23 protein-coding genes are annotated in these 23,944 nt (G+C 74.6%); 13 read left to right on the top strand and 10 right to left on the bottom strand.

What is annotated here, in order from left to right; genetic code table 11:
• Positions 1-95 precede the first annotated feature (95 nt).
• The 3 genes from ABZ479_RS35825 to ABZ479_RS35815 all read left to right on the top strand — a co-directional run bounded on the left by ABZ479_RS35825 (position 96) and on the right by ABZ479_RS35815 (position 2,497).
• Entirely contained in the window at positions 96-1,448 is a 1,353-nt protein-coding gene (locus ABZ479_RS35825) for a PP2C family protein-serine/threonine phosphatase (protein WP_500465450.1), read from the top strand.
• Between the two features lie 100 nt (positions 1,449-1,548).
• A complete protein-coding gene (locus ABZ479_RS35820) occupies positions 1,549-2,043 on the top strand; it encodes an ATP-binding protein (RefSeq protein ID WP_500465449.1) in 495 nt (164 codons plus the stop codon).
• 55 nt (positions 2,044-2,098) lie between these two features.
• Complete coding sequence (locus ABZ479_RS35815) at positions 2,099-2,497, top strand: SsgA family sporulation/cell division regulator (protein ID WP_500465448.1); 399 nt, start codon at positions 2,099-2,101, stop codon at positions 2,495-2,497.
• Positions 2,498-2,523: 26 nt separating this feature from the next.
• On the opposite strand, the gene ABZ479_RS35810 is transcribed toward ABZ479_RS35815, so the two are convergent.
• Positions 2,524-3,390 (bottom strand): SCO6745 family protein, encoded by an 867-nt coding sequence (locus ABZ479_RS35810; RefSeq protein WP_500465447.1) that lies wholly within the window; start codon positions 3,388-3,390, stop codon positions 2,524-2,526.
• Positions 3,387-4,307 carry an NAD(P)-dependent oxidoreductase gene (locus tag ABZ479_RS35805; protein ID WP_499609526.1) on the bottom strand — a complete coding sequence of 307 codons (921 nt, stop codon included), beginning with the start codon at positions 4,305-4,307 and terminating at the stop codon, positions 3,387-3,389. Before ABZ479_RS35805 ends, ABZ479_RS35810 begins: the two co-directional genes overlap by 4 nt.
• Positions 4,308-4,514: 207 nt before the next feature.
• Between ABZ479_RS35805 and ABZ479_RS35800 the strand changes: the two genes are divergently transcribed.
• Positions 4,515-5,111 carry a TetR/AcrR family transcriptional regulator gene (locus tag ABZ479_RS35800; RefSeq protein ID WP_500465445.1) on the top strand — a complete coding sequence of 199 codons (597 nt, stop codon included), beginning with the start codon at positions 4,515-4,517 and terminating at the stop codon, positions 5,109-5,111.
• A 37-nt stretch (positions 5,112-5,148) separates the two neighbouring features.
• Here ABZ479_RS35800 and ABZ479_RS35795 read toward each other — a convergent pair whose 3' ends face one another.
• Complete coding sequence (locus ABZ479_RS35795) at positions 5,149-5,991, bottom strand: SDR family NAD(P)-dependent oxidoreductase (RefSeq protein ID WP_500465443.1); 843 nt, start codon at positions 5,989-5,991, stop codon at positions 5,149-5,151.
• A gap of 100 nt (positions 5,992-6,091) precedes the next feature.
• Here ABZ479_RS35795 and ABZ479_RS35790 point away from each other — a divergent pair, with 100 nt between their 5' ends.
• The 3 genes from ABZ479_RS35790 (at position 6,092) to ABZ479_RS35780 (ending at position 8,599) form a co-directional block, all read left to right on the top strand.
• A complete protein-coding gene (locus ABZ479_RS35790) occupies positions 6,092-6,826 on the top strand; it encodes an SOS response-associated peptidase (protein ID WP_500465478.1) in 735 nt (244 codons plus the stop codon).
• A 163-nt stretch (positions 6,827-6,989) separates the two neighbouring features.
• Entirely contained in the window at positions 6,990-7,817 is an 828-nt protein-coding gene (locus tag ABZ479_RS35785; protein ID WP_500465441.1) for an alpha/beta fold hydrolase, read from the top strand.
• 188 nt (positions 7,818-8,005) lie between these two features.
• Positions 8,006-8,599, top strand: coding sequence for a malonic semialdehyde reductase (locus tag ABZ479_RS35780; protein WP_499609514.1), 594 nt, complete (start codon positions 8,006-8,008; stop codon positions 8,597-8,599).
• A gap of 75 nt (positions 8,600-8,674) precedes the next feature.
• Here ABZ479_RS35780 and ABZ479_RS35775 read toward each other — a convergent pair whose 3' ends face one another.
• The 4 genes from ABZ479_RS35775 to ABZ479_RS35760 all read right to left on the bottom strand — a co-directional run bounded on the left by ABZ479_RS35775 (position 8,675) and on the right by ABZ479_RS35760 (position 13,589).
• Positions 8,675-10,021 (bottom strand): FUSC family protein, encoded by a 1,347-nt coding sequence (locus ABZ479_RS35775; RefSeq protein ID WP_500465440.1) that lies wholly within the window; start codon positions 10,019-10,021, stop codon positions 8,675-8,677.
• A gap of 69 nt (positions 10,022-10,090) precedes the next feature.
• A complete protein-coding gene (locus ABZ479_RS35770; RefSeq protein ID WP_500465439.1) occupies positions 10,091-10,627 on the bottom strand; it encodes a hypothetical protein in 537 nt (178 codons plus the stop codon).
• A 181-nt stretch (positions 10,628-10,808) separates the two neighbouring features.
• A complete protein-coding gene (locus ABZ479_RS35765; protein ID WP_499609505.1) occupies positions 10,809-11,369 on the bottom strand; it encodes a hemerythrin domain-containing protein in 561 nt (186 codons plus the stop codon).
• Between the two features lie 126 nt (positions 11,370-11,495).
• The gene (locus tag ABZ479_RS35760; RefSeq protein WP_500465438.1) at positions 11,496-13,589 is read right to left on the bottom strand and encodes a SpoIIE family protein phosphatase; all 2,094 of its coding nucleotides are present in this window, start codon (positions 13,587-13,589) and stop codon (positions 11,496-11,498) included.
• Positions 13,590-13,861: 272 nt separating this feature from the next.
• Here ABZ479_RS35760 and ABZ479_RS35755 point away from each other — a divergent pair, with 272 nt between their 5' ends.
• The gene (locus ABZ479_RS35755) at positions 13,862-15,088 is read left to right on the top strand and encodes a DUF6777 domain-containing protein (protein WP_500465437.1); all 1,227 of its coding nucleotides are present in this window, start codon (positions 13,862-13,864) and stop codon (positions 15,086-15,088) included.
• Positions 15,089-15,126: 38 nt separating this feature from the next.
• On the opposite strand, the gene ABZ479_RS35750 is transcribed toward ABZ479_RS35755, so the two are convergent.
• Both ABZ479_RS35750 and ABZ479_RS35745 read right to left on the bottom strand, forming a co-directional pair.
• A complete protein-coding gene (locus ABZ479_RS35750) occupies positions 15,127-16,707 on the bottom strand; it encodes a multicopper oxidase family protein (RefSeq protein ID WP_500465436.1) in 1,581 nt (526 codons plus the stop codon).
• Between the two features lie 170 nt (positions 16,708-16,877).
• Positions 16,878-17,159 (bottom strand): DUF3040 domain-containing protein, encoded by a 282-nt coding sequence (locus ABZ479_RS35745; RefSeq protein WP_500465435.1) that lies wholly within the window; start codon positions 17,157-17,159, stop codon positions 16,878-16,880.
• A 261-nt stretch (positions 17,160-17,420) separates the two neighbouring features.
• On the opposite strand from ABZ479_RS35745, the gene ABZ479_RS35740 reads away from it, so the two are divergent.
• Positions 17,421-18,383 carry a HAMP domain-containing sensor histidine kinase gene (locus ABZ479_RS35740; protein ID WP_499609492.1) on the top strand — a complete coding sequence of 321 codons (963 nt, stop codon included), beginning with the start codon at positions 17,421-17,423 and terminating at the stop codon, positions 18,381-18,383.
• The gene (locus tag ABZ479_RS35735; RefSeq protein WP_499609489.1) at positions 18,380-19,039 is read left to right on the top strand and encodes a response regulator transcription factor; all 660 of its coding nucleotides are present in this window, start codon (positions 18,380-18,382) and stop codon (positions 19,037-19,039) included. The genes ABZ479_RS35740 and ABZ479_RS35735 overlap by 4 nt, the downstream gene beginning before the upstream one ends.
• 30 nt (positions 19,040-19,069) lie before the next feature.
• Here the strand turns inward: ABZ479_RS35735 and ABZ479_RS35730 are convergent, their stop codons facing one another.
• Positions 19,070-19,636 carry a type 1 glutamine amidotransferase domain-containing protein gene (locus tag ABZ479_RS35730; RefSeq protein WP_500465434.1) on the bottom strand — a complete coding sequence of 189 codons (567 nt, stop codon included), beginning with the start codon at positions 19,634-19,636 and terminating at the stop codon, positions 19,070-19,072.
• Between the two features lie 205 nt (positions 19,637-19,841).
• On the opposite strand from ABZ479_RS35730, the gene ABZ479_RS35725 reads away from it, so the two are divergent.
• The 3 genes from ABZ479_RS35725 (at position 19,842) to ABZ479_RS35715 (ending at position 23,854) form a co-directional block, all read left to right on the top strand.
• A complete protein-coding gene (locus ABZ479_RS35725) occupies positions 19,842-21,914 on the top strand; it encodes a SpoIIE family protein phosphatase (RefSeq protein WP_500465433.1) in 2,073 nt (690 codons plus the stop codon).
• A gap of 120 nt (positions 21,915-22,034) precedes the next feature.
• Positions 22,035-22,901 carry a GNAT family N-acetyltransferase gene (locus ABZ479_RS35720; protein WP_500465432.1) on the top strand — a complete coding sequence of 289 codons (867 nt, stop codon included), beginning with the start codon at positions 22,035-22,037 and terminating at the stop codon, positions 22,899-22,901.
• A 230-nt stretch (positions 22,902-23,131) separates the two neighbouring features.
• The gene (locus ABZ479_RS35715) at positions 23,132-23,854 is read left to right on the top strand and encodes a dienelactone hydrolase family protein (RefSeq protein ID WP_500465431.1); all 723 of its coding nucleotides are present in this window, start codon (positions 23,132-23,134) and stop codon (positions 23,852-23,854) included.
• Positions 23,855-23,944: the final 90 nt, after the last annotated feature.

Below are 23,944 nucleotides of genomic sequence, written 5' to 3'. Positions count from 1 at the left end.
GTGCGTACGATGGGAGGGGTTCAGGACGGGGGCCACCCGGCCCGGGCGCGGTCGCCGGAACACCGGCTCCGCGGGCGGGCGGCGAGGAGCACAGGGTGACGGTTCAGGACAGGGATCGGCTCGGTCACCGGATGCTGGCGGGCCTGCTGGCCGACAGCCACCTGATGCCCCTGGAGCAGCTGCCGGCCAAGGTGGCCGAGCACGCGCTGCCGGCCGGCCTCGACCACGTGACGATCTACCTCGCCGACCTCCAGCGCCGTGTACTGCGCAATCTCGCCGAGGACGGCGCGGACGAGTGCCGGCGCAACCACAGCGCCGAGCTGAGGATCGAGGGCACGGTGCCCGGCCGCGCCTTCCAGTACGGCAGGCTGCTCCCCGCCGTCTCCTCCTGCCCCGGCAAGTGCCGCTGGTGGGCGCCGCTGCTGGGCGGTTCGGAACGGCTGGGCCTGCTTCGCGTGACGACCGAGGGCGACGACCTGCGTACCCGCGAGAACGTGCAGTCGCTGGCCGACGCGGTGGCCCTCATCGTCACCGCCAAGCGCGACTACAGCGACGTGTACGCCCGCACGGTGCGCACCGAGGCGATGAACGTGGCCGCCGAGATGCAGTGGCGCCTGCTGCCGCCGCGCTCGTACTCGGACGGCCGGGTGGTCATCTCCGCGGCGCTGGAACCCGCCTACCGGGTCGGGGGCGACGCCTTCGACTACGCGCTCGACGGGCCGGTGGTCCACCTGTCGATCTTCGACGCGATGGGGCACGACACCGCGGCCGGACTGACCGCGAGCCTCGCCATGGGCGCCAGCCGCAACGCGCGCCGCCGCAAGGCGGACCTGGTCGAGATCACCGAGGAGATCGAGCGGGCGGTGGTCGAGCAGTTCGAGGGGACGCGCTACGCCACCGGCGTCGTCGCCCGCCTCGACACGGGGACCGGCCTCTTCGAATGGGTCAACCGCGGCCACCACCCGCCGATCCTCATCCGCGGCGGCCGCTGGGTCGCCGAACTCGCCTGCTCGCCCGGCGACCCCATGGGGCTGGGACTGGGCGTGGCACCGCAGGTGTGCCGTGAGCAACTGGAGCCGGGCGACCGCCTGGTGATGTACACCGACGGCATCCCGGAGGCGCGTACCGTCACCGGCGGGGAGTTCGGCCTCACCGGGTTCCTCGACTTCCTCATCCGCCACCACGCCGACCGGCTGCCGCTGCCCGAGACCCTGTGCCGGCTGATGCGCCGGGTGTCGGACCACCAGGTGGGCGAGTTCCAGGACGACGCGACGGTGCTGTTCTGCGCATGGCTGGGGTGCTCCCCGGACAGCACCGAACGCGCGGCGGCCGTCGCCGGGGTGCCGCTGCCGCAGCGCGCGACGGACGGAGCCCCGCCCCCGGTGCCCGCGATCGGCGGTGAACTCCCCGGCGCGGCCGACGCCATGGCGCCGGACCGGCACTCCTGAGCGGGCACCCGGGTGAACCGCCGTTTCGCCCACCCCGCCCCTGGGGCAGGAGCCCCGACCGGGACGGCGTCGCCGCAACCCGTGGCGGAGGGAGACTCCGATGACCGGCGGTTCCATGAAGGCGGTCGGCTGGGCGAGGTCCTTCCCGGCGGCGGGCGGGGCGCGCGCCGGCCGGCACTGGACACGTGAGCACCTGGCCACCCTCGACTGGACGGCGCACGCCCCCGGCACGGTCGACGACGTGCTGCTCACGGTGTCGGAACTGGTGACCAACGCCCACGTCCACGCGCACAGCGCCGCCGACCTCGTCCTCACCTGGGACGGCAGCCGCCTGCACGTGAGCGTCCACGACGCCGACCACCAGGTGCCCGTCGTGCGGTTCCCCGAGTGGACCGCCACCGGTGGGCGCGGACTGGCGCTGGTGAACGCCGTCGCGGACCACTTCCACGCCCGGACCCGGACGAACGGCAAGACGATCACGGCCTGCTTCACCCCGCCGGGCGGCGACCTCGCCGAGCCTTCACGAAATCTTCCCCGTCACCCCGGCCCGGACCGCCCGTCCCGGGGCAAGCGCAGGGCAACGACATGCTGCTGAACGGCAACAGGGCCGGACGGCGACGCGGCCGAACCGGGCCCACGAGGGGGCGTCCATGCGAGCACTCACCGAGCACCTGTCCCTGCGGCTGATCACCGGGACCCGGCGGTTCCTCGATCTGTCGGCGGACTGCGAGTACCGGGCCGACGACCCCTACACCGTCCGGATGCGCTTCGGCCGGGGCGGTGCCGACGAGGCGGAGTGGGTGCTCTCCCGTGACCTGCTGCTGGCCGGGCTCGCGGCCTCCGCCGGGGACGGCGACGTCCACGTCGAACCCGGCGACCACGCCCACACCCTGATCACCCTCGCCGGCCCCGGCGGCACGGCCGTCCTGCAGGTCGCCACGGGCGAGCTCGCCGGTTTCCTGGCCGCGACCGCACGACTCGTCCCGCTGGGCACCGAGGGCACCCGCATCGACTGGGACGCCTGCATCGCCGGGCTGCTGTCGGCCTGAGCCGCCTCTGCCGCCTCGGCCACCCCTCAGGGCGCGGGCACGCCCATCGGGTTCGGGTACGGCAGCGCCACCGCGCAGGCCCGCGCCACGGCGGACAGCACCGTGGCGAGCCGTTCGACGGCCTCCGGGGCCGACGCCTCCCACGGCCGCCCGGCGGCGCGGTCGGTGGCCTCCTCCAGTTCCCGGTGCGCCTCCCGCCCCGCGACCGTCGCGGACCCGTCCGCGCCGAGCAGGCCGCGGGCGGCGAGGCGGGCCGCCGCGGCGTCCCACTCCCCGTCGGTCCACCCGCGGTGCGGCTGCAGTTCCGTACGCGGCAGGTCGATGCCCGTGCGCAGCACCAGCGCCTCGCACCCGTCCAGGCCCGCGGCGACGAGCGCCGCGACATGGCCGTCGCCGCGGTGCTCGCGCAGCAGGGTGGCCTGGTGCCACAGGGCGTCGACCGGGTCGCCGGGGGAGGGGAGCGCCAGGTTCGCGGCGGCGAGCACGCGGCCCGCGATGTCGAGTCCGCCGGTCACCGGACGCAGCAGCTCCACCGCCTCCGCCACCGCGGCCTCCCGCCCCGCCAGCAGCCGCCGCAGCGCGGCGCCCGCCCCGCGCCGCCGCGCCTCCAGGGCGCGCTCGGGCGGCGCGAGAGCCCAGACGCCGGGCAGTGCGCGGGCCACCATGCCGGGCGCGAAGCCGAAGAAGGCGGCCACGACGGGCTCCGGGCCGACCGGGCCGAGGGGCGCCGCGCGACCTGCGAAGTACCCGCGCCAGTAGCCGCGCAGCCCCGCCTCCTCGTACGCGGCGCGCGCCTCGGGCGCGAAATAGGTGACGGCGTGCACCGGTTCGGCGAGCCGCCAGACGCGCCGGGCGGTGGCGGCGGCCTCCGCCGGCGTGAGGGTCGCGCTCATCGCCGGCCACCTCCCTGCGGCACGTCGGCGACCAGGTCGCCGGAGAGGTCCGTCCTGGCCTCGATCGCCCGCAGGACGGCCACCATGTCCGCACGTCCGCCGCCCTGTTCCACGGTCTCGCCGAAGAGGGCGTGGCAGACGTCCAGCAGCGGCGAGGCCAGGCCGGACGCCCGGGCCGCCTCGGCGATGAGGCGGTTGTTGTGCAGCACGTCCGCCGCGGCGGCCTGCGCGGAGAAGTCGCGCTCCCGCAGTTTCGGTGCCTTCATCCGCGACACCGCGCTGGCCATCGGCCCGGCGTCCAGGACGTCGAGGAACTGCCCGGTGTCCAGGCCCTGCCGTTCCGCGAAGTGGAAGGCCTCGGTGAGCCCGGTGACCATCGTGATCAGGAAGAGGTTCACCGAGAGCTTCATCAGCAGCGCCCCGGGCACGGGACCGCAGACGAACGACTCCCGGCACACCGGGGCGAGCAGCGGCCGCACCTCCTCCACCGCCTCCGGGTCACCGGCGAGCATCGTGACGAGCTGCCCCGCCTCCGCGGGCTTGCGGGAGCCGGAGACCGGAGCCTCGACGTAGCGGCCGCCCGCCGCGCGCACGGCGGCCTCCAGGCCGTGCGAGTACGCGGGCGAGGTGGTCCCCATGTGCACGACGACGTGCCCGGCGACCCGGGCCGCGAAGTCCGGGGTGCCGCGGCCCAGGACGGCGTCGACGGCGGCGCCGTCGGCGAGCATCAGGACCACCACGCGGGCCCGGTCGAACACCGCACCGGGCCCGTCGGCCACCTCGGCCCCGGCCGCGCGCAGCGGGGCGCACCGGGCGGCCGTACGGTTCCAGACCACGAGCCGCGTCCCCGAGCCGGCCAGCCGGAGCGCCATGGGCTGCCCCATGATCCCCAGGCCGATGAAACCCACGTCCGTCACTGCCCACCGCCGTCCCCGGCCCGTCCGGCCGATCGACCCGCGCGTTATGACGGCTGTCATAAGCGCTATGACAGCGGTCATAATAGACCCGTGGCGCCGGCCGCCGGCCCCCGTTGCGCGACGCGCGTCGCTAGGCTGACGCGCACCGGGCACGGCCGCCACCCCGGGCGCGGGCGGACGGAAGGGCAGAGGGCGGGAGGTCGGCGAATGACCGGTTCGGAGCGGGGTCCGCGCGAGCGCATGGTCTTCAGCGCCGCGCAGCTCATCCGTCGCGGCGGCGTCACGGCGACCGGCATGCGCGACGTCGCCACCCACGCGGGGGCGCCCCGGGGTTCGCTGCAGTACTACTTCCCCGGCGGCAAGGAGCAGTTGGTCAACGAGGCCGTCGGCTGGGCCGGCCGCTACGCCGGCAACCGCGTGGCCCGCTTCCTCGCCGCCCTGCCCGAGCCCACCCCCGCCGGGCTGTTCGCCGCCATGGTCGGCCAGTGGACGGACGAGTTCCTGAGCTCCGGCTACGACGCCGGCTGCCCGGTCGCCGCGGCCACCGTGGACTGCGCCGGGACCTCCGACGCCACTCGTTCCGCGGCGGCCGCCGCCTTCGCGACCTGGACCGGGCCCGTCGCCGGGGCGCTGGAGGGGATGGGCGTGCCGGCCGCGCGGGCACCGTCGCTGGCGACGCTGATGATCAGCGCCATCGAGGGTGCCGTCGTCATCGCCAGGGCGGAACGTGACGTTCGCGCCCTCACCGCCGTCGCCCGCGAACTCGGCCCGCTGCTGGACGCCTCCGTCGCACCGCGCGGCTGAACCGGCGGGCCGCCGGCCCGTGGCGTGGCGGCAGCCGTCAGGCGTCGACCGCGCGGGTGGTCCCGGCCCAGGCGTCCAGTTCGGCCAGGCGCGCGCTGAGGGCGTTGCGCATCGCGTCCGCGCCGGCGACGCCGAGGGCCAGCCGCAGCGGCGGGCTGTCGCTCGCGGCGGCCGTCCGGATGCCCGCCGCGATGCGTGCCGGTGACGCGAAGGCCGACGCGGGCTGCGCGCCGATGGCCTTCTGGACCTCGCGGACGGTGGGGTCGTAGTCGGGGATGGCGGCCGCGACGTCCAGGTTGCCGAGGAACCCGGTGGCGGTGGGCCCGGGCTGGACCATGGTGACCTTGATGCCGAGCGGGGCCAGCTCGTCGGCGAGGGCGTCCGAGAGGCCCTCGACGGCGTACTTGGTCGCCGCCAGGAGCCCGACGCCGGAGTGCGCGCTCTGCCCGTAGAGCGAGGAGCCCTGGAAGACGTGGCCGGACCGCTGGGCGCGGAGCACCGGCAGGGCCGCCCGGAGCACGTTGAGCACGCCGAAGACGTTCGTGTCGAAGATGGCGCGGGCCTGTTCGTCGGTGGCCTCCTCGACCGCCCCGAAGAGGCCGTAGCCCGCGTTGTTGGAGACCACGTCGATGCCGCCGAAGCGGTCCACCGCCTGCGCGACGGCCGCCGCCACGGCCGCCTGGTCGCGCACGTCGGTGTCGATCAGCAGCAACCGGTCCGGGTGCGCCGCCCGCAGCTCGGCCAGCGACGCGGTACTGCGGGCCAGCGCGGCGACGTTCTCCCCGGCGTCGAGCGCCTGGGCGGCCAGTTCGCGGCCGATCCCCGACGTCGCCCCGGTGATCAGCCAGGTACGGGCCCGGGTCTGGGGTGACTCTGTCATGTTTACGACCGTAATACCCCCCTCCGCCTTCCTCGACCCCACCGCCCCGGCCCGCGCGCGGCACCGGCCGCTGTCAGAGGGGCGTGGGAGGCTGGTGGGCATGTGCGGCCGTTACGTCTCCACCCGACGCCCCGAGGACTTGGTGCAGCAGTTCCGGGTCACCGAATGGAACCCGGAAGCCCTCGTGGCGCCGAGCTGGAACGTCGCCCCGACGGACAGCGTCTGGTCGGTCCTGGAAGGCGTCGACCGGGAGACCGGCGCGCTGGAGCGGCGGTTGCTGCCGCTGCGGTGGGGGCTGGTCCCGTCCTGGGCCAAGGATCCCGCGGTCGGGTCCAGGATGATCAACGCCCGGATGGAGACGGTCCACGAGAAGCCGGCCTACCGCCGGGCGTTCAGCCGCCGCCGCTGCCTGCTGCCGGCCGACGGCTTCTACGAGTGGGTCCCCGTCCCGGCCACCGACGAGCGCAAGGCCTACAAGCAGCCCTACTTCATCGGCCCCGAGCAGCAGGGCCAGGGGATGGCCTTCGCGGGGTTGTACGAGTGGTGGCGGAACAAGGAGGTCGCCGGCGACGACGACCCGGGCGCCTGGCTGGCCACGTGCACGATCATCACCACCGAGGCCACGGATGCCGCCGGCCGGGTCCACCCCCGGATGCCGCTGACCATCGCGGCCGCCGACTACGACGCCTGGCTCGACCCCGAGCACCAGGACCCGGAGGAACTGCGCGCGCTCCTGACCGCGCCGGCCGACGGTCACCTGGCCGTCCGCCCCGTCGGCACGGCGGTGAACAGCGTCCGGAACAACGGCCCGCACCTGCTGGACGCGCCCGCCTGACCCGGGCCGCCTCCGGCACGGCCCCGGAGGCCGTGCGGCCGGTCTCGGCGCGCCGTGACCTCGCCGCGACGTTACGGTTTGAGCAACGGCGTACTCGGCCCGGCCCGAGTGCGGGCAAGCCCGAAACCCTGCGTTCCCACCGGAGCGAGGAGGCCTCAGGATCATGCCCTACGCAACAGCCAAGGACGGGACCCGGATCTTCTTCAAGGACTGGGGGACCGGCCGGCCCGTCGTGTTCTCCCACGGGTGGCCGCTGACCGCGGACGCCTGGGACCCGCAGATGCAGTTGATGGTGGACCACGGTTTCCGTGGCGTCGCCCACGACCGCCGCGGCGGCGGGCGGTCCGACCAGCCGTGGGACGGCAACGACCTCGACACCTACGCCGACGACCTGGCGGCCGTGATCGAGGAACTCGACCTGCGCGACATCATCCTCGTCGGCCACTCGACCGGCGGCGGGGAGGTCACGCGCTACATGGGGCGGCACGGCACCGGCCGGGTCGCCAAGGCGGTGCTGGTGGGCGCGATCCCGCCGCTGATGCTGAAGACGGACGCCAACCCCGAGGGCCTGCCGATGGAGGTCTTCGACGAGATCCGCGAGGGCGTGGCCATCGACAGGTCCCAGTACTACCGGGACCTCAGCGCCCCGTTCTACGGCGCGAACCGCGACGGCTCGACCGTCAGCCAGGGGACCCGCGACGAGTTCTGGCTGTGGAGCATGTCGGTGGGCATCAAGGGCGCCTACGACTGCGTCAAGGCGTTCTCCGAGACGGACACGACCGAGGACCTCAAGAAGATCGACGTCCCGACACTGATCATCCACGGTGACGACGACCAGATCGTGCCCATCGTGGCCGCCGGCGCCAAGAGCTCGAAGATCGTCAAGGGAGCGGTCTACAAGGTGTACGAGGGGGCCCCGCACGGGCTGGCGATGGTGCCGAAGTTCGCCGAGCGCTTCAACGCCGACCTGCTGGAGTTCGCGGGCGGCTGAGCCGGCGGCGTACCCGCTCCCGGCGCACGGAGCCGTGGGGCGGGGCCGGGCCACGGTGTCACACGACCGGGGGGTCATCCGGTCATGAACTACCGGAAGCGCCCCCCGGCTCCCGCCCCGGCGTCGTCGTCGTGGCCGGGTCCGGGTGGCGCGGTAGACCCAGCCCCCGACCGTCCCAGAGGTACCCGATGACCCTCCGGCTCGACTCCGCCGCCCAGAACCTCCTCTTCCGCGAGGCGCGCACCGCCAACGCCTTCACCGGGGAGCCGGTGACCGACGAACAGGTCCAGGCCGTGTACGACCTGGTCAAGTACGCCCCCACCGCCTACAACCAGCAGCCGCTGCGCATCGTGCTGGTGCGTTCCCCCGAGGCCCGCGAGCGCCTGGTGCGCCACATGAACGAGGGCAACCGGGCGAAGACCGCCGCGGCGCCGCTGGTCGCGGTCCTGGCCGCCGACAACGAGTTCCACGAGGAGCTGCCCGCCCAGTTCCCGGCCTTCCCGCAGGCCAAGGAGGTGCTCTTCGCCGAGCGCCCGGTGCGCGAGGCGTCGGCGGCCTTCAACGCCGCGTTGCAGGTCGGCTACTTCATCCTCGGCGTGCGGGCGGCGGGACTGGCCGCCGGCCCGATGACCGGCTTCGACGCGGACGCGGTCGACAAGGAGTTCTTCCCCGACGGCGACCACTCCGTGCTGGCCGTGGTCAACATCGGCGAGCCGGGCGAGAACGCCTGGCGCGAGCGCGGCCCGCGCCTGCCGTACGACGAGGTCGTCACCACCGTCTGACGTCGGCCGTCGCTCCGGGCGGGACCAGCCGCCCCCCGAGCGCGACCGGCCGTCACCCCGGTACGCGACCGGCCGTCACCCCGAGCGCGACCGGTCGCGCCCCGGGCGGCGCCGGTCGCCCGGCGCGCGGCCCGGCCGGTCCGCACGGGCCGAGGGCACCGGCGGCCGTCCCGCACGCGTGTCCCCGCCGGGCGCCCCGCGGCCGCGACGGCGGCGCCGTACGCGCTCGCCGCGGGCCACGAGGCGCAGCCTGGCCAGTACGGCGAAGCGTTCCTGCTGCGCCCGGGCGGCCTCGTCCAGCTCCTCCATCAGCCGGTGCGAACGGTGCTCCAGCGCCAGCTCGTCGAGGATGCGGTCCACCTCGGCGAGCAGCGAGCCGTGCAGCTGCCACGCCCCCGGGTGCTCCCGCACCCGGTCGAGCAGCATGTCGGCGACCTTCTCCCGGCTCGCGCGGGCCGCCGTCAGCTCCGCGGCCAGCCGGGCCTCGGCCTCCTCGGCGTTGCTGCTGACCTGCGTCGTGACCAGGACGGCGAAGCTGACGAGCGCCCCTCCGAGATGCCCGAAGAGCTCCTCCAGGGCGACCGCCACGTCGCGGTCGAACAAGGGCTCGCCGGCGCCGCGCCGCTTGGCGAGGTCGGTCAGCGACCGCGCCATGACCCGCAGTACGACGACGCAGATCTCCAGGGTGTCCAGACCGGTCCTCAGCACCACCCGCGACAACAGGCCCTCCTTGACGCGGGGATTGAGCCGCAGGCTGTCCTCGGCCCGGCGCAGCGCGGTGTCGACCTCGGCCACGTCCTGGTCGAGCCGGCGCGCCTCGTGCAGCCGTGCCGCGGCCCGTTCCACCGTGGCGGGGGAGCCCAGTTCCTCCGCGCAGCACAGCAGGAGGTGACGCATGCGGCGGGCCAGGTCCTCGAGGGACGCCCCGGCGGTCCCCACCCACACCGGCGGCGCGAACAGGACGTTGAGCAGAAGTCCCACCCCGGCCCCGATCAGGGTCTCCAGCACGCGGTCCCAGGCCTGCACCGTCAACTGGCTCACCCCGAGCACCAGCATGGCGCTGATCGCCACCTCGTTGACGAACTCGTCGACCCGCACGAACTGCCCGATGACCAGCGCCGCGAGGATGATCAGCCCCAGGCTCCACCAGGTCAGCCCCACCAGCGCGCTGAACCCGACGGCGATCAGCACCCCGACCACCACGGAGTTCACCCGGCGGATGCCCGTGGTGAGCGTCGAGTAGAGCGTCACCTGCACGACCAGCAGGGCGGTGAGCGGCGCCGTCAGCGGGGCAGACTCGCTACTGACGTGCACGGCGATCACGTACGAGATGGTCGCGGCGACGGTCGCCCGCGCGGTCAGGGTGACGACCGGGTCCCGGCTGCGGCCGGCCAACCAGGTCACGGCATCACGTATAGGCATCTTCTGCCTTTTCCCGAACAAACACCGCGTACACCTGTGAACATCACGCCCGGTGCGCGGAGCCGGTGGCTACGCCGCGGAGGTGTCCAGCGGCTCCGCGGCCAGCAGCGCGGCGAGTTCGGCGCGGTGCAGGCCGGCTATCGGGGCCACCAGGTCCGGGTGGCGGAGGAGGACGGACGCCGCGCGGTCGTGGGCGCCGGGGGAGGTGAGCCGGAGGGCGTCGCCCGCCAGGGAGGGGCCGTGCTCGGTGGCCGCCACGGCCGCCACGGCGGAGGCGGCCAGGGCCGGGTCGGACAGCAGGCAGGCCGCCCAGCTCACGACGACCTCGTCCACCCAGGTCCGCCAGCCGGTGCCGGCCTCCCCCACGGCCTCGTGGTCGCCGCCGGCGCCGGAGACCCGGTCCAGCCGGTCGGCGCCGCCGGGCGCGAGCAGCCCGAGCAGGGCGGCGTCCAGTGCGGTCGGGTAGCGCAGGGCGGCGGCGACCGTGGCGGCCTGGCGGGCCTGGGCCTCGGCCAGCGCACGGCTGAGCGCTCCGCCGGTCGCCGGGTGGGCGGACAGCAGCCACCGGGTGGCCGCGGCGATGACCGACGAGAACTCACTGTGCATGCCGGGCGGACCGTCCTCCGTGCGCGTGGATGCCGCGCCCGTCCGGTGCGCGGCGCGCCCAGCGTACGCAAAACCTCGCTTTCGCGACATGAGCCGCATCACGCCCGCGACCCGCGAGGACCCGGCGCAGGGTCCCGGAAGGGACGGGAACCCTGCGCCGCCGCACGTGTGCGGCCGGAGGTCAGGACCGGCCGCGGCCGCTCACGAAGTCGCGGGCGCGGTCGACGAGGCCCGCACCCGGGGCGAGGATCTTGTTGGCGGGAGGGGTGTCCGGCGCGGCGGGGTGCGGGCGGGTGGGGGCGAGGGACTTGGCGCGGCGTACCTTGTCGCCGAGGTCGTCGAGCGCCTCGGGGGTGCACGCGTCACCGAGCAGGGGGAACAGCCTGCCCTCCTCGTCCTGGACGTGCGCGGTCACCTCGTCCATCAGCCGCATCAGCAGGGGGTGGAACCGGCCGTCGTTCGGCGGCAGCTGTTCCAGTTCCTTCAGCAGTTCCTCGATCCTGGCGTGGTCCGCGATCTCCTTGTCCGCGATGCGGTCCCCGCCCTCGACGTGCTCGCGGACGGCCGGGTAGAGGTACTGCTCCTCCGCCACCGAGTGCCGCACCAGCTCGATGGTCACCTCGTCCACCAGCTCCCGCAGCGCCGGGTCGCCGGTCGACATCGACTGCATGCGGTCGAAGACCTCCTCGACCTCGCGGTGGTCGGCCAGCAGCTCAGCGATCACGTTTCCGCCGTGTCCCATTCCCTCACGCCTTTCGGTGCGGCAGTACGGCCCGGGCGTGCGCCGGGGCCGAACCCCATGCATTCCACCGTGCCGGTGCCGAGCCCACCGGGCGGGGCGGGTCACCACCCGCCCGGCGGCACCTGTTCAGGGACGTGCGCAGGGCCGGCGGCGCGGGTCCGCGCGGGCGATCAGAAGGGCCACGTCGTCGTGGTCGTCCGTGCCGCGCAGCTCGCGCAGCAGCCGGTCGCAGGTCTCCTCCACCGAGGGGTCCGCGGTGCCGAGCAGCTCCACGAGCAGGGCGAGGCGCTCGTCGATCGGGTCGTCGCGGGTCTCCACCAGCCCGTCGGTGTACAGCACCAGACGGTCGCCGGGCGCCAGCGTGACGTCCGTGCTCTCGAACGGGACGCCGCCGACCCCCAGCGGCGTCCCCGTGGGCAGGTCGAGCAGCTCCGGTGAGCCGTCGCCGTGCACCAGGACCGGGGGCAGGTGCCCGGCGGTCGCCAGCCGGCACTTGGCGCTGCGCGCGTCGTACAGGGCGTACACGCAGGTCGCGATGTACGGGTCGAGGCCGCGCGTGATCTTGTCGAGGTGGCCCAGCACCCTGGCGGGGTCCAGGTCCAGCTCGGCCAGTGTGGAGGTGGCGGTGCGCAGCCGCCCCATGGTGGTGGCGGCGTCGATGCCGCTGCCCATGACGTCGCCGACGACGAGCGCGGTCCGGTCGTCGTCGAGCGGGATGACGTCGTACCAGTCGCCGCCCACCTTGCTCGTGGCCTGCGCGGGGCGGTAGCGGGCGGCGACCTCCAGGCCGGGGTGGAAGGGTTGCGGCTGCGGGAGGAGGCTGCGCTGCAGGGTCTCGGCGGTGTCGCGCACCTGCTGGTACCAGCGCGCGTTGTCGATGCAGACGGCCGCGCGCGCGGCGAGTTCGCAGGCGAGGGTCAGGTCGTCCTCGTCGAAGGAGGTGTCCGTACGGGCGCGGCTCAGGCCCAGCACGCCCAGCACCTCGCCGCGGGCGATGAGCGGGACCGCCATGCACGAGTGGACACCCGCCTCGGCGAGCAGCCGTGCCGACCCGGGGTCGGGACTGATGCGTTCGAGGTCCTGCCTGCCGGCACGGGCGATCATGTGCGGACGCAGCGTGCGCACGCAACCGGCCGAGAGGTGGTCGGCGTGGTAGGTGACGGCCTCGCCCGGGGCCGGGACGGCCCGGGTCGCGTCCGTCGGGTAGGCGCTCCGGACCGCGAGGGAGCGGAACACCGGCGGGTCCCGGTGCGGGGCGGTGCCGCGCCGGTCCAGGACGGCGTCGAGGATGTCGACCGCCGCGAGGTCCGCCAGGTCGGGCACGACGACCTCGACGAGTTCCCGCACCGTCCGCTCCACCTCCAGGGCGGTGCCGATCCGGGCGGAACCCTCGGCGATCATCGCCAGCCGGCGCCGGGCGCGGTCGGCTTCCGCGGCAGCGCGGTGCCGGTCGGTGATGTCGACGACGACCTCGGCGACGCCCAGCACGTGCCCGCGGTGGTCCTCCAGCCGGTACAGCGACACCGCCCACGCGTGCTCCTCGCGCGGCCCCGACGGCGCGTGGCCGACGATGTAGCGGTCGACCATCGGTACGCCCGACGCCAGCACCTGCCGCATCTCGGCCTCCACCGCCCGGAACTCGGGCCCGGGCAGGACGCCGCGGAAGGTGCGGCCGAGGTGGTCCCGGACCGGGATGCCGTGGAACCGCGCGAGCGCGGGGTTCAGGGAGAGGTACCGCAACCCGGTGTCCAGCACCGCGATGCCGATCGGCGACTGCGAGATCAGTCGGGTGGACAGGGCGACCTCCTGCTCCACCTCGCGCATGGTGGAGCGGTCGGTGGCGAGGCCGAGGATGTAGTGGTCGCCCAGGCTGTCCATCAGGCGCATGTTGCGGAACTCCACCAGCCGCCGGCTGCCGTCCTTGCGGCGCACCGGGAAGGACCCCGCCCAGCTCTCGCCGGTCTTCATGATCTCGGAGAACAGCCGGTCGACGAGGGTGCGGTGCGCGTCGTGCACCAGCAGGTGGGCGGCGTGGCGGCCGACCGCCTCCTGCGCCGTGTAGCCGAACAGCTCCTCGGCCTGCGGGCTCCACATGTCGACCCGGCCGTCACCCTGCAGGAGCACCGCGGCCACGCCCAGGAGGTCCATCAGTCCGCTCGGGCCCGTGGAGACCCCGTCCTGCCCCTCCGGGCCGGTCGTGCGCCGATCCGCGTCGTCCATGGTGGGGGCCTCTTCCGCCTGCCGTTCCGGCCGGTCGGTCCGCCGTCCCCCGCCGCCCTTGCCGGTGGGATTCCATGGTCCCCCCGCAACCGCGGCGGCGCACCCCTCGCGGCGGCCCGGCACGGGGCCCGCGGCGCGCCCCGTCACGGCACACGTCGGCTTGCGGGGACCGCGAGGAAGACGCACACAATGGTCAGCAGGTGGGGCTTCTGACGCGGCCGGCGGCACCGTCCGTCCTGCGTGCCGGTCCGGGACCAGTGGAGGAAAGCCCTGTGAGCGTTCTACCGCCCTCGCTCGCCCGCCCCGAGGGCCCGCCCGCCGGTCCGCTGTCCGGCCCGGACGGAACGGACGAGGGCAGGCCCCCCGGCCAGGACCCGCCCGGGCGGCGGCGCCGGACCCCGACGGTCGTCGTGGGGGAGCCGCCCCCGCCACCGGGCGAACCGCCGGACGACGGCGGAGGCGGCGGTGGCGGCGACGGCGACGGCGGTGGTCCCGGACGTCCGTGGTGGCGTTCGGTGCCCAAGGTGGCGCTGCTCACCGCGGCCGTGGTGGCCGCGGTGGCCCTCGCCGTGGTGTACACCCGGCCCGGCGGGGTGTCGGGCGGCAAGCCCGGCGAGCTGTTCCTGCAGACCGCGGGCAGCGCGGGACCCGACCCGTTCACGCGGTCGACGGCCGAGGGGACCGCCGCCCCTTCGGAGCCGCCGGCAGTGCCGACCTCGTCGGCCACGGGGGGCACCGTGCGGCAGGTCTACAGCGGCAACACGCCGGGCCTGTACGGCGGCACGCGCGACGTCGCGAGCTGCGACGTGGAGAAGCAGGTCAGCGCCCTGTCCGCGGACCCGTCGAAGAACAAGGCGTTCGCCAGGGTGCTGGGCCTCACGCCGTCCGAGGTGCCGGCCTACCTGCGGGACCTGACCCCGCTCCAGCTCCGCGCCGACACCCGGGTGACCAACCACGGCTACCGCGGCGGCCGGCCCACCGCCTTCCAGTCGGTGCTGCAGGCCGGGACCGCGGTCCTGGTGGACGACCGGGGCCTGCCCCGGGTGCGCTGCGCCTGCGGCAATCCGCTGACCCGGCCGGTCGAGCAGAAGGACGGCGCCGACACCGTCGGCCAGGCGTGGCCCGGCTACCAGCCGTCCAGGACGGTGGTGGTGGCGCCGGCGTCCCGGCCGGTGAAGGAGTTCGTGGTGCGCGACCCCGCCGGCGGCCAGTGGTTCACCCGGGACAGCGGCGACGGCAAGGCCACCGGCGACGAGCGGACGACGGCGCCGCAGAGCGTGCCGTCCGGCAGCCCGCCGGGTTCCCCCGGGGGTTCGGCGGCGGCCTCCGCCACGCCGACGGGGGAACGGGGCGGGACCGCCCCGCAGTCCCCGCCGCCCGGTACGGGCCCCGCCCCGCGCACCCCCGGGCCCGGAACGCCCGCACCTCCGGGAGGGGAGGGTCCCCCGCCCGGCGGTACGGGCCCCGGACAGCCGTCCGGCCCGGCCGCGTCCAGCTGACGCGTGCCGGGCCGGGGGCCGGGACCGGTGCCCCGGTCTCAGTACGTGGTGAAGTCCGCCATCATCGCCATGTCCTCGTGCTCGAGGTTGTGGCAGTGGATCATGAACTTGCCCGTGTAGTCCGTGAAACGGACTGCCACCTCGACGGTCTCGCCCGGGCCCGTCGCCACCGTGTCCTTCCACCCCGCGTCGAACGCCCCCGGCTTCTTGCCGTTGCGGGACAGCACCCGGAACGCGTCGAGGTGCACGTGCACCGAGTGGAAGAACACCGAGGTGAACTTCCAGATCTCGACCGAGCCGAGCTTCACGTTGGCCAGTGAACGGCCCGGCTTGTACGGCAGGTTGTTGATCGTCCAGCCGTCACGCGAGTGCCGGAAGGCGAAGGTGCGGTGCGCCACCGCCTTGCTGGGGTCGAGCACGGTCGCCGGGTGGCGCGACAGCCGGTTGGGGATGTGGCTGTCGTCGTGCGGCTTCCGGGACGACGGCGAGACGTCGAAGCGCATGACCTGCGCGGTGCTGCCGCTGCCGTAGCGGTTGACCAGGCGCACCTTGGTGCCGGGCCGGTAGCGGGCGAAGTCCACGACGATGTCGAAGCGTTCGGCGGGGGCGATGCGCAGGCTGTCGTGCGCCAGCGGGCGGCCCAGCAGTCCGCCGTCGCTGCCGATCTGCAGCAGGCCCTTGCCGCCGGGCGGCGGGGGGTCCAGCTCCAGGCGGAAGTCCCGGACGTTGCAGCCGTTGAGGAACCGCAGCCGGTAGCGCTGCCGCTTGACCCGGTGCACCGGCCACGGGGCGCCGTTGACCAGGATGACGTCGCCCATCATGCCGAAGTGGTGCGCGTGCACGACGCCCGGCTTGTGCATGCCCGAGTCGACCGCGGGGTAGAGCAGCGACCCGTTCTCGCCGAACGCCCGGTCGGCGAGCAGCAGCGGGATGTCGCGGGAGCCGCGCGGCAGGTCGAGCGCGTCCTCCTCGTCGTCCGTCAGCAGGTGGAACCCGGCCAGGCCGCGGTACACCGCCGGGCCCGTGTAGCCCATGCGGTGGTCGTGGTACCAGAGCGTCGCGGCGCGCTGCAGCATCGGGTAGGTGTAGCTGCGCTGGCCGTGGCTCATGCGGCCGGACGAGCCGTGCATCTCGGGCATGCCCGCCATCGCGTCGTCGTACGACATGCGGCTGCCGACCGGCATCGTCAGGTCGATCGGGTAGCCGTCGCTCTCCTCGGGCGTGTGGCCGCCGTGCAGGTGCACGACGGTCGGCTGGGGCAGCTCGTTGCGGTGCGTGACGACCGTGGTGCGCCCCGAGCGGGAGAGGATCGTGGGCCCGGGGAAGTAGCCGTCGTACGTCCAGCAGCTGGTGCGCAGTCCCGGGAGGATCTCCAGCTTCGCCACGCGCTGGGTCATGTTGTAGTAGTCGGTCGTCGGGGTCCGCAGCGTGGGCTGGAGGACCGGCGGGATCGGCAGGGGTACCTGGTACGGGCGGGGGAGCCGGGCCTTGCTCCGCAGGACCCCGCCCGGTGGTACATCGGCAAGCGGTGTGCCCGCCCATGCCCTGCTCGTCGCGCCCGCCCCTACGACGGCCGCCCCCGCGGCGAGAAAACGGCGCCTGCCGATGCCTTCGATCACGTAGGGCTCCCAAATGTGACGATTTGCGCAATTTTACGGTCGGCGACACAATAGCCCGCCCGAGCCGTGCGCAACGGCGCCACACGCGGGCCCCGCGAACAACCTTCGGACCGGCCCGGCGCCTGTCCGTCCCGCCGTCCCGCCGTCGGGCCCGCCGCCCGGCGCCCGGATCAGGGACGTCGGCGGCCCCGTCCCACGACGTCGTGCCGCGGGTCGAGCACCGCCGCGCCGACGCCGGCCAGGACCAGCCCGGCCGCCAGCAGCAACCCTTGTGGCAGCACGATGCCGATCAGGATCCAGGCGAGCGCGACGGTCAGCAGGAACCAGCCCGTCCGCCGCCGGTACTCACGCGGCGCGCAGGGGCGGCCGGTCCGCAACCCCTCGGCGAAGCGGGGGTCCGTGCGCCTGGTCTCGGCCGCGATGTCCTCGATGGCCTTGTGCGGGTGCGGCATGGTGTCCTCCTCCCGGAGACGGTGGGCCCCGTCACGTCCACCGTCGCCCGCGCCCGCCCGCGGAACCATCGGGTCCGGCACCCAATCCCGCGGTCCGGAAATGGGTGCCGGCCCCGATGGCGGCCACCCCCCGGGCCGGGGCAGGCTGGAAGCGGGACCCGGGTGCCCACCACCCGCGGCAGGAGGGGCGCGGCGTCCCCGCCCGGGCGTCACCGCGGTGCCGGCGGACGGTGGGGGTGGGCCCCGGAGGAAGGCGGGACCATGTCGCTGTACTGGCGGATCTTCCTGCTGAACGGCGCGGTGCTGGTCGTCGCCACGGTCCTGCTGCTCGGGCCCGTCACGGTCTCCACCCCCGTCCTGCTGGGCGAGGCGCTGGTGATCGGCGTGGGACTGGCCGCGATGCTCGGCGCCAACGCCCTGCTGCTGCGGGTCGGCCTCGCGCCGCTGCAGCGGCTGAGCCGGGCGATGAACTCCGCCGACCTGCTCCGCCCCGGCGGCCGCCCCGCCGTCACCGGGTCCGGGGAGGTGTCCGCGCTCATCACGACGTTCAACACCATGCTCGACCGTCTGGAGACCGAACGCGCCACCACCAGCGCCCGCGTGCTGTCCGCGCAGGAGGCCGAACGGCAGCGCATCGCCCGGGAACTCCACGACGAGGTCGGCCAGACCCTCACCGCCGTCGTCCTGCAGCTGGGACGCAGTGCGGACCTGGCCCCCGGACCTCTGGGCGACGACCTGCGGCAGGTGCAGGAGACCACCCGCGCCGGGCTCGACGAGATCCGCCGCATCGCGCGGCGGCTGCGCCCCGGCGTCCTGGAGGAACTCGGCCTGCGCAGCGCCCTGCGCGCCCTGGCCGGCGAGTTCACCACCCCCGGGCTCACGGTCGTCGACGTGGACCATTCGGCGCCCGCCCTCCCGGCGCTCGACCACGAGACCGAGCTGGTGCTCTACCGGGTGGCCCAGGAGGCCGTCACCAACGCGGCCCGGCACTCGGGCGCGGACCGGGTGGAGATCCACCTGGGCGCCGTCCCGGGGGGCGGCGCCGAGCTGCTCGTCCGGGACAACGGCAAGGGCCTCGGCCAGGTCCCCGAAGGTGCCGGGATGCGCGGCATGCGCGAACGGGCCCTGCTCATCGGCGCCGCGCTGACCGTGGGCGCCGCCCCCGGCGGCGGCACCGACGTCCGTCTCGACGTACCCGCGCCGCCGGCGGACGGCCCCCGATGACCGCCCCGCCCCCCACCCGCATCCTCCTCGCCGACGACCACGCGCTGGTGCGGCGGGGGGTCCGGCTGATCCTCGACGGCGAACCCGACCTGACCGTCGTCGCCGAGGCCGGCGACGGCGCCGAAGCCGTCGCCAAGGCCCGCGCGGAGCCCGTCGACCTGGCCGTCCTGGACATTGCCATGCCCCGCATGACCGGCCTGCAGGCCGCCAGGGAACTGAGCAGGCTCCGCCCCGGCCTGCGCATCCTCATCCTGACGATGTACGACAACGAGCAGTACTTCTTCGAGGCCCTCAAGGCCGGGGCCAGCGGATACGTCCTGAAGTCCGTCGCCGACCGCGACCTCGTCGAGGCCTGCCGGGCCGCCGTGCGCGACGAGCCGTTCATCTACCCGGGCGCCGTCACCACCCTGATCCGCAGCTACCTCGAACGCGCCCGCCAGGGCGAGCCCCTGCCCGCCCGCGCCATCACCGAACGCGAGGAGGAGATCCTCAAGCTCGTCGCCGAGGGCCACACGTCCCAGGAGATCGCCGGCCTGCTCTTCATCAGCGTCAAGACGGTCGAGCGGCACCGCGCCAACCTCCTGCAGAAGCTCGGTCTGCGCGACCGCCTCCAACTCACCCGCTACGCGATCCGGGCCGGACTCATCGAGCCCTGATCCCGCCCCGACTCCGGCCGCCGGGCTGCCTCACGCCCCGGCGAGGACCTTGTCGACCTCACCCAGGAAGGCGTCCAGGTCCTTCGGCGTGCGCGAGGTGACCAGCGGGTACCCGGCGGAGGCGTCGCTCACCACCGGCTCGTCGACCCAGGAAGCGGCGCCCGCGTTGAGCAGGTCCGTCCGCACCGAGGCGTACGAGGTGAGCGTCTTGCCCTGCGCCACGCCCGCCTCGACCAGCGCCCACGGGCCGTGGCAGATAGCCGCGATCGGACGCCCCGACGAGGCGAACGCCCGCACCACGTCCATCGCCCTGCCCTGCAGCCGCAGGTTGTCGGCGTTGATCGTGCCGCCCGGGATGAGCAGCAGGTCGAAACCGGCGGGGTCCACCTCGTCGAGGGTGGTGTCCGGTTCCACGACCTTGCCCGGGTCCTTGTCGCCGACCAGCGTCTGCACGACGTCCCGCCGCGTCGCCGCGACGGTCACGTCGGCGCCCTTCTCGCGGAGGTGTTCGACGGGGACGACCAGTTCGTCCTGCTCGACCCCGTAATTGCTGACGACCGCCAGGACGCGGCGGCCGCCCGGAAACTCTGCAGCCATGGATTTTCCCTCTTTCGTACCTTCTGTACATTCTGCGCGCTTCTCGTACGAAATGGGCACCTGCCCGGGAGTCGGCCGGGGAAACGTGGCCGCACGGGCCGCCCGGCCGGCGACGAGCAGGACTCACTCGCCGCAGCCGGGGTAGGCGGACGGTCGGAAAGCGAGGAAGGGATCGGCGAAGGGGCGGGCGAAGAGGGAGCCTGCGATGAGCGAAGCGCGGCAGCCGCTCGGCGCCGATCAGCTCGAGGCCAGGGCACTCGGCCCCAGCGGACTCATGGACCTGCTGGGAGTGGCCGCGGTCCTGCTCGAGTCGGACGGGCGCATCGACATGTGGAGCCCGCAGGCGGAGCAACTGTTCGGCTACTCCGCGGGTGAGGCGGTCGGCCGCTACGCGGCGCCGCTGCTCGTCCGGCCCGAGCACCGCGACGACGCCATGAAGTTGTTCACCGAGGTGCTCGAGACCGGCCGCAGCTGGTCGGGGGCGTTTCCGGTGCGCCACAAGGACGGTTCGACCCGGCTGGCGGAGTTCCGCAACGTCCGCCTGACGGACAGCCGCGGCCGCGTCTACGCCCTGGGGATAGCCACCGACCGCCCCGTGCTGCAACGGCTGGAACGCGGCCTCGCCCTCTCGCTCCAGCTGGTCGCCCAGTCCCCGATCGGGCTCGCGGTGCTCGACACCTCCCTGCGCTACCTGACCGTCAACCCCGCCCTCGCGAGGATGCACGGCATGACGGAGGGCGACCACATCGGGCGCCGCTTCCGCGAGGTGCTCCCCGGGCCCAGGTTCCGGATGGCCGAGGACGCGCTCCGGCAGGTCCTGCGCACCGGCACCCCGATCGTCGACCGGTACGTCGTCGGCCGCACGTCCGCCGACCCCACCGCGGACCGGGCCTGGTCGGTGTCCTACTTCCGGCTGGAGGACCGCAACGGGAACGTCCTGGGCATCGCGACCTCCGTGGTGGACGTCACCGACCGGCACCGTACCGCCCAGGAGGCCGACCGGGCCCGGCGGCGGCTCGCCGTGATCGCCGACAGCTCCGCCCGCATCGGCACCTCCCTGGAGGTGGAGGACACCGCCCGCGAACTCGTCGACGTCGTCGTCCCCGAGCTGGCCGACTTCGCCGCGGTCGACGTCCTCGACTCCGCGCTGCGCGACGACGGCGGCGAGCCCGGCCTCGACCGCCCCCGCTTCCGCGCGCTCTCCTCCAAGTGCGTCGACGCCGGTGACGCGGCGGGCGCCTTCGGCAGGGCCGGCCGGCTCGTCAGCTACGCCCCCGACCACCTCGCCGCGCGGTGCCTGGACACCGGCCGCCCGGGCCTGATCACCCACGCCGACGAGCGGAGCCTGGTACGCGTCGCCCGTGACCCCGACGCCGCATCGCTGCTGGCCCGCGCCGGCGTCCACACGGCCATGGCGGTCCCGCTCATCGCCCGGGGCGCGATCCTGGGCGTCCTCGGCCTGGCCCGCGCCGGCACCCCCCAGCCCTTCGACGAGGACGACCAGACCCTCGCCGGCGAACTGGCCTCCCGCGCCGCGGTGTCCATCGACAACGCCCGCCTCCACCAGCAACTGCGCAGCACCGCCGAGACCCTGCAGCGCAGCCTCCTGCCGCAGCTCCCGCCCGCCCACCCCCGCCTCGAACTCGCCGCCCGCTACTGCGCTGCCCAGGCCAGCAGCGAGGTGGGGGGCGACTGGTACGACGTCATCCCCTTCGACGACGGCCGGGTCGCCCTCGTCGTCGGCGACGTCATGGGCAGCGGCGTCCCCGCGGCGACCACCATGGGACGGCTCCGCACCGCCACCTCCACCCTCGCCGGCCTCGACCTCGACCCCGCCCAGGTCCTCGGGCACCTCGACCGGATCACCCACGGGCTCGACCCCTACATCGCGACCTGCGTCTACGCGGTCCACGACCCCGCGCGCGGGGTCTGCCACCTCGCCAACGCCGGCCACCTGCCCCCGGTCGTCGTCCGCGCGGGCAAGCGCCCCGAACTGCTCGACCTGCCCACCGGCACCCCGCTGGGGGTGGTCGGCGGCGTGCCCTTCGAGAGCACCACCGTCGACCTCGTCCCGGGCGACCGCCTCGTCCTCTACACCGACGGCCTGGTCGAGACCCGCGACCGCGCCATCGACGAACGCCTCGACGACCTGCTCCGCCTCCTCGACGCCCCCGACGAGCCGGTCGAGGAGACCTGCGACCGCCTCCTCGCGGCCCTGCGCCACCCCGCCGACCGTGACGACGTGGCCCTCCTCATCGCGCGCCCGAAGGACGTGTGACGGAGCGCAGGGCAGCGCAGAGTTCGCCGTCCACCGGGGCCGGGCCCCGCCGCGACCGATGGGGCCGCGCCCCGCGAAACCGGGGTGCGGGACGGTGGTGCGGTGGTGTGGGATCGGGGCATGGCGATCGTGGTGGGCAGGCCGGGAGCCGACGGGCTGGGCGCGGCCGTGGGCGCGCTGGGGGAGTGGCAGTACGAGGGGGCGCCGATGCAGCTGCACCCGGGGGACGTGGGCTGGTTCTGGCGGTTCGGCGCGGAGGCGACGGCCGCGGCGGTACGGACCTGGAGCCGGGGCGGACGGATCCTCGCCGTCGGACTGCTGGACGGCGTCGGCCTGTTGCGGCTGACCTTCGCGCCGGACCTGCAGCGGGACGAGGAGCTGGCACGGCAGGTCGTCGCGGACGTGACCGACCCCGGACGCGGCGTGCTGAAGGCGGGCGAGGCGTACGTCGAGGCGCCGGCGGGCGCGCTGGTCCAGGATCTGCTCGCCGAGGCCGGCTGGGACACCGACGAGCCGTGGACGCCGTTGCGCCGTGAGCTCACGCAGCCGGTGGAGGACCCGGGCGTGCGGATCGAGGTGACCGGGCCGGGGCGGGCCGGCGTGCGGGCCGCCGTACAACGGGCCGCGTTCGAGGCGTCGACGTTCACGGAGGAGCGCTGGCACGCGATGGCGGGCGGGCTGCCGTACGCCGGCGCCCGGTGCCTGGTCGCTCACGACCACCGGGGTGACGCGGTGGCGGCGGTGACGGTGTGGTCGGCCGGCCCGGGGCGGCCCGGGCTGCTCGAGCCGATGGGCGTCCACCGGGAACACCGGGGGAACGGCTACGGCACGGCGATCAGTGTCGCCGCCGCGGCCGCGCTGCGGGAGCTCGGCTCGTCGAGCGCGATCGTCTGCACGCCGAGCTCGAATGCCGCCGCCGTCGCGACCTACACCGCGGCGGGCTTCCGGCCGCGCCCCGAGGTCAGGGACCGGCGCAGGGACGCGTAGCCGGTCGCGGCCGTCGCCCGGAGGACGCGTGCCGCTGACGGGTCGGGCCGGGCCCGAAAACCCGTTGGCGGGACGGGCCGGGCGTTGCTACTCTCCCCGAGGCCGTGCGAGAGAACCAGGAGGTGGTACCCGTGAACATCATGTCGACGTGGGTGCTCCCCTCCGGGGTCACGGTCGGGCGATAGGTCGTCCGGGAGCGCCGTTCAACAGCCCTCCCGAAAGGCACGACCGTGCGATTCACTTCAGAACAGCGCCTCGACGACGGCGTCCTCGAGCGCGAATTCCTCCTCGGCGAGACCCCCGGCACCCTGTGGACGCCCGGACCCGCACCCGCACCGCTGGTCCTGATGTCCCACAACAACGGCCTGCCCAAGGCCGATCCCCGGCTGGTGGCCCGGGCCCGTCACACCGCGGCGCGCGGCTACGCGGTGGCCACCATCGACGCCGCCGGCTGCGGTGACCGCCCCCGTTCCGCCGCCGACGAGCGGGCCCGCGCCGACCTCCGGCGGGCGATGCAGGCCGGTGAGCCGGTCGACGAGATCTTCGAGTCCTTCATCGGCCCGCTGGTCGAGAACGCGGTCCCGGAATGGCGGGCCACGCTGGACGCCCTCCTCGAACTGCCCGGGATCGGCGGCCCGGTCGGGTACTCCGGTGGGTGGACCGCCCTCGGCATCCGCCTTGCGGTGACCGAGCCGCGCATCGTCGCCGCGGGCTTCTTCGCCGGGGGGTACGTGCCCCGGGCCCAGCGCGAGGAGGCCCGGCAGGTCACCGTCCCGCTGCTGTTCCTGCTGCAGTGGGACGACGAGGGGAACCCCCGGCAGCGGGCGCTGGACCTGTTCGACGCCTTCGGCAGCAAGGAGAAGACGCTGCACGCCAACCTGGGCGGGCACACCGGCACCCCCTGGTTCGAACTGGAGGACGGGTGCCGCTTCTTGGACCGGCACCTGAAGTGACGCCCCGCCGTCCGGCGCGCACCGGACGGTAGGCGGCAGCGGCGACGACCGGTACACCGCCGTCGAGGACGGGCCCCGGCCCTCCTCGAC

The organism is Streptomyces sp. NPDC005722 (assembly GCF_040630935.1).
In the GTDB taxonomy this organism is placed as follows: domain Bacteria; phylum Actinomycetota; class Actinomycetes; order Streptomycetales; family Streptomycetaceae; genus Actinacidiphila.
This window is presented reverse-complemented; position numbering and strand designations above follow the sequence as displayed.

What these genes read in the sequence shown, in the direction of transcription:
- ABZ479_RS35820 (WP_500465449.1), top strand. Translation starts at nt 1,549, where the DNA reads ATGACCGGCGGTTCCATGAAGGCGGTCGGCTGGGCGAGGTCCTTCCCG.
- ABZ479_RS35815 (WP_500465448.1), top strand. Translation starts at nt 2,099, where the DNA reads ATGCGAGCACTCACCGAGCACCTGTCCCTGCGGCTGATCACCGGGACC.
- ABZ479_RS35810 (WP_500465447.1), bottom strand. Translation starts at nt 3,390, where the DNA reads ATGAGCGCGACCCTCACGCCGGCGGAGGCCGCCGCCACCGCCCGGCGC.
- ABZ479_RS35800 (WP_500465445.1), top strand. Translation starts at nt 4,515, where the DNA reads ATGACCGGTTCGGAGCGGGGTCCGCGCGAGCGCATGGTCTTCAGCGCC.
- ABZ479_RS35795 (WP_500465443.1), bottom strand. Translation starts at nt 5,991, where the DNA reads ATGACAGAGTCACCCCAGACCCGGGCCCGTACCTGGCTGATCACCGGG.
- ABZ479_RS35790 (WP_500465478.1), top strand. Translation starts at nt 6,092, where the DNA reads ATGTGCGGCCGTTACGTCTCCACCCGACGCCCCGAGGACTTGGTGCAG.
- ABZ479_RS35785 (WP_500465441.1), top strand. Translation starts at nt 6,990, where the DNA reads ATGCCCTACGCAACAGCCAAGGACGGGACCCGGATCTTCTTCAAGGAC.
- ABZ479_RS35780 (WP_499609514.1), top strand. Translation starts at nt 8,006, where the DNA reads ATGACCCTCCGGCTCGACTCCGCCGCCCAGAACCTCCTCTTCCGCGAG.
- ABZ479_RS35775 (WP_500465440.1), bottom strand. Translation starts at nt 10,021, where the DNA reads ATGCCTATACGTGATGCCGTGACCTGGTTGGCCGGCCGCAGCCGGGAC.
- ABZ479_RS35770 (WP_500465439.1), bottom strand. Translation starts at nt 10,627, where the DNA reads ATGCACAGTGAGTTCTCGTCGGTCATCGCCGCGGCCACCCGGTGGCTG.
- ABZ479_RS35765 (WP_499609505.1), bottom strand. Translation starts at nt 11,369, where the DNA reads ATGGGACACGGCGGAAACGTGATCGCTGAGCTGCTGGCCGACCACCGC.
- ABZ479_RS35760 (WP_500465438.1), bottom strand. Translation starts at nt 13,589, where the DNA reads ATGGACGACGCGGATCGGCGCACGACCGGCCCGGAGGGGCAGGACGGG.
- ABZ479_RS35745 (WP_500465435.1), bottom strand. Translation starts at nt 17,159, where the DNA reads ATGCCGCACCCGCACAAGGCCATCGAGGACATCGCGGCCGAGACCAGG.
- ABZ479_RS35740 (WP_499609492.1), top strand. Translation starts at nt 17,421, where the DNA reads ATGTCGCTGTACTGGCGGATCTTCCTGCTGAACGGCGCGGTGCTGGTC.
- ABZ479_RS35735 (WP_499609489.1), top strand. Translation starts at nt 18,380, where the DNA reads ATGACCGCCCCGCCCCCCACCCGCATCCTCCTCGCCGACGACCACGCG.
- ABZ479_RS35730 (WP_500465434.1), bottom strand. Translation starts at nt 19,636, where the DNA reads ATGGCTGCAGAGTTTCCGGGCGGCCGCCGCGTCCTGGCGGTCGTCAGC.
- ABZ479_RS35725 (WP_500465433.1), top strand. Translation starts at nt 19,842, where the DNA reads ATGAGCGAAGCGCGGCAGCCGCTCGGCGCCGATCAGCTCGAGGCCAGG.
- ABZ479_RS35720 (WP_500465432.1), top strand. Translation starts at nt 22,035, where the DNA reads ATGGCGATCGTGGTGGGCAGGCCGGGAGCCGACGGGCTGGGCGCGGCC.